Origin of the sequence: Paracoccus sp. (in: a-proteobacteria), assembly GCF_030536915.1 — a bacterium.
Taxonomy (GTDB): Bacteria; Pseudomonadota; Alphaproteobacteria; order Rhodobacterales; family Rhodobacteraceae; genus Paracoccus.
On record NZ_JAUNPC010000150.1, the window covers coordinates 1 to 3728 of the forward strand.

3 protein-coding genes are annotated in these 3728 nt (G+C 67.5%); all 3 read right to left on the minus strand.

Annotated features, from left to right (window positions below; genetic code table 11):
• Positions 1 to 9: 9 nt before the first annotated feature.
• The 3 genes from Q4F04_RS14925 to Q4F04_RS14935 all read right to left on the minus strand — a co-directional run bounded on the left by Q4F04_RS14925 (position 10) and on the right by Q4F04_RS14935 (position 3538).
• Positions 10 to 1404: a DUF294 nucleotidyltransferase-like domain-containing protein gene (locus Q4F04_RS14925; protein ID WP_303370585.1), complete on the minus strand. Its 1395-nt coding sequence runs from the start codon at positions 1402 to 1404 to the stop codon at positions 10 to 12.
• 95 nt (positions 1405 to 1499) lie between these two features.
• Complete coding sequence (locus Q4F04_RS14930; protein ID WP_303370586.1) at positions 1500 to 3233, minus strand: cation acetate symporter; 1734 nt, start codon at positions 3231 to 3233, stop codon at positions 1500 to 1502.
• Complete coding sequence (locus Q4F04_RS14935) at positions 3230 to 3538, minus strand: DUF485 domain-containing protein (RefSeq protein WP_303370587.1); 309 nt, start codon at positions 3536 to 3538, stop codon at positions 3230 to 3232. The genes Q4F04_RS14930 and Q4F04_RS14935 overlap by 4 nt, the downstream gene beginning before the upstream one ends.
• Positions 3539 to 3728: the final 190 nt, after the last annotated feature.

Sequence of the window (3728 nt, forward strand, 5' to 3'; positions counted from 1 at the left end):
TCCCGGCGCTCATGCAACCAGCCTGAAATGCTGGACCAGCCAGCCGCGGAAATCGCGGACGATGGCCAGCGCCTGCTTCAGCCCCTGCCGGTTCAGCGTGCCCAAGGCATCGACCCGGATCAGGTTGTCGGGCACCCGTCCCCCGGCCACCTGCGCAAGGTTGTTGTCCAGCTTCACCCCCATCAGCAGGTGCAGCGCGTCGGTCAGGTCGCGGGCCAGCCCCGGCCTGATCCGGCGGGCCGAGGCCAGCGCCCGCAGCCGCTCGGCCGTCGAAAGCCCGGGGATGCGGTATTGCAGCGCCAGCGCGCGGGTGCCCTGCACGATGGGGAAGATGCCCAGCTTCTTGATGTCGATCTCGGCCCCTGCGCGGCCCTTCATGCCGGGCAGGCGGCTCCACCAGCTTCCATCCTCGGCAAAGCTGTTGGCCGAGGCGGCGAAGCGCGCCAGATAGGCGTCGTTGCCAGCGATCAACCGTCCCATATGCGCCCTGAGCTGATCCAGCAGGCCCGTGTCCCCGGCCACCGGCAGAGCGTCCATGAAGATGGCAAGGTTCATCGGACCCTCGGGATCGGTCCCGTGAATCCATTCCCCGAGCGCGGCGCGATAGCCGGACACGGTGCGCCGCCAGTCGGGCCGGCTGGCCATGATGCCGCCCGGACAGGGGGGATAGCCGAAATCGACCAGCGCGGCGGTGAAGGCGGCAGTCGCCTGTTCGGCCCGTTCCTCGGGGAAGCAGTCGGGCAGGATCAGGCCGTTGTCCTGGTCGGTCCGCATGATCTGCTCGCCCCGCCCCTCGCTGCCCATCACGATCAGGCAGGATGCCGCGCGCAGATCCTCGGGCGCGACCAGTTCCCACAGCCGGCGGAAGACGGCGCGGTTCAGTTCGCCCACGAGCCGCGCGATCACGTCGACCCGCACGCCGTCCCCGTGCAGCACGGCGATCAAGGGCGCGATCTGGTCGGCCGCGCCCTTGAGTTCGGCAACCGTTTCCGCCTGCGCCGCCTGCAGGGCGATCAGGTGCGAATGGTTCGCCACGAAGCTCATCAGGTCCAACTGGCCAAGGACAGCCACGATCTGCGCGCCGTCCTGGACCGCGACCCGGTGGACGCGGTGGCGCAGCATCAGGATCATCGCCTCGAACAGCTCGGCATCAAGGGGGACCGAGACGGCGGGAAAGCTCGCGACCTCGCGCACGGGGATGGCCGCGGGGGGCCGGTCCATCAGCAGCACGTCGCGCAGGTTGGTGGTGGTGAAGATGCCGATGCCCGCGCCGTCGCGCACAAGGGCGTCGGTCACGCCGCGCTCCGCCATCAGGCGGCACAGCGTCACGATGTCGGTGTCGCCCTCGACGAAGAAGGGCTTGCGCAGAAAGGCGTCGCGCACCTGCGAGGACAGCAGCGTCATCGCCTCTCGGCTGGCACGGTCGCCGGTGGCGGCCGTCAGGGAAACGGCCGGACCCGAAGGTCCGGCCGCAGGGTCTTTGCAGGAACGCCCCCCGGTCAATGGGCCGAGGCTGCGGCCGCGCCGATGCCGGTCTCGGACCGGATCTGCTGCGGCAGGTAGCCCGCCTTGTCGACCGCGCCGCGCCGGCTCTTGTCGGTGACCGAGAAGAGCCAGATCGCCAGAAAGGCCAGCGTCATCGAGAAGAGCGCGGGCGAGGTGTAGGGGAAGGGCGCGGACCCCGCCTCGTTGCCCAGCGTGGCTTCCCAGACCGAGGGCGACAGCACCGTCAGCACCACCGACGAGATCAGCCCCGTGAAGCCGCCGATCACGGCGCCCCGCGTGGTCATGCCGCTCCAGAGGATGGACAGGAACAGCACGGGGAAGTTCGCCGAGGCCGCGACCGCGAAGGCCAGCGACACCATGAAGGCGATGTTCTGCTTCTCGAAGAGAATGCCCAGCAGCACCGCGACCACGCCAAGGGCCAGCACCGTGTAGCGCGACACCCGCAGCTCGGCCGCGCTGTCGGCCTGGCCCTTCTTCACGATCGTCGAGTAGATGTCGTGCGACACCGCCGAGGCGCCCGACAGCGTCAGCCCCGCCACGACCGCGAGGATCGTCGCGAAGGCCACCGCCGACATGAAGCCCAAGAAGATGTTGCCACCCACGGCGTTCGCCAGGTGCACGGCCGCCATGTTGTTGCCGCCGATCAGCGGGGCGCCCAGGACGCCGCCTTCCAGGAAGCCGGGGTTGGTCAGCACGAAGGTGATGGCGCCGAAGCCGATGATGAAGGTCAGCATGTAGAAATAGCCGATCCACACCGTCGCCCACATCACCGACTTGCGCGCCTCTTTGGCGGAAGGAACGGTGAAGAAGCGCATCAGGATATGCGGAAGGCCCGCGGTGCCGAACATCAGCGCCATGCCGAACGAGATCGCCGAGATCGGATCCCTGACGAAGTTGCCCGGTCCCATGATGGACTGGCCCACCGCGGCGGCTTCCTCGGGGGCGGCGCCTCCGGTCGCGGCGATGTCGGTCTTGATCCGCACCGATTCCGCGAACAGCCGCTCGAAGCTGAAGCCGTAGGCCGACATCACCATCAGCGCCATGAAGGACGCCCCGCCCAGCAGCAGGCAGGCCTTGATGATCTGCACCCAGGTCGTCGCGGTCATGCCGCCGAACAGCACGTAGATCATCATCAGCCCGCCGACGATGACCACGGCGATCCAGTATTCCAGCCCGAACAGCAGCTTGATCAGCTGGCCCGCGCCGACCATCTGCGCGATCAGGTAGAAGGCCACCACGACCAGCGTGGACGATGCCGCGAACAGCCGCACCGGCGTCTGCTGGAAGCGGAAGGCCGCCACGTCGGCGAAGGTGAACTTGCCGAGGTTGCGCAGCCGTTCGGCCATCAGGAAGGTCAGGATCGGCCAGCCGACAAGGAAGCCGATCGAATAGATCAACCCGTCGAAGCCGGTGGCCATCACCGCGGCCGAGATCCCCAGGAACGAGGCGGCGGACATGTAGTCGCCCGCGATGGCAAGCCCGTTCTGGAAGCCGGTGATGCCGCCGCCCGCGGTGTAGAAGTCGGACGCCGACTTGGTGCGCCCGGCAGCCCATTTGGTGATGAACAGCGTGGCGGCCACGAAGACCGCGAACATCCCGATGGCGGTCCAGTTGGTCGGCTGGCGCACCGCCTCGCCCTCGATGGCGGGGGCGGCCATGACCAGCGACGGGACCGCGATCAGAAGCGAAAGGCCAAGGATGCGGCCGAGATTGAGGTTCGGCGTCATTGCAGCGCCTCGCGCTTGATACGGTCGGTCAGGTCGTCATATTCCCGGTTCGCGCGCAGGACGTAGACGGCGGTCAGGACGATGGTCGCAAGGATCACGCCGAAGCCGATGGGGATGCCCCAGGTCATGACGCCGCTGCCGATGCGCGTGGCCAGCAGGTCCTTGCCAAAGGCTACCAGCAGGATGAAGCCATAGTAGATGATCAGCATGATGATCGTCAGCGTCCACCCGAACCTGAGCCGCCGCGTTCGCAGCTTTTCATAATTCGGGTCGGACGCGATGCGTGCAAGCATCGGGTCGAGCATTCAGTCGTCCCTCCTCCGGGTTTTCTTGATCTTCATCCTCCCGGACGCCCGGATGCTGCCGGGCGCCCGCCTGTTCATCATGCAGGCTGCCGTGCCTGCATCAGCCGCGGTTCATGCGGTTCTCGATCAGTTCCTCGACCACGCCGGGGTCGGCCAGGGTCGAGATGTCGCCGAGGCTGCCATAGTCGTT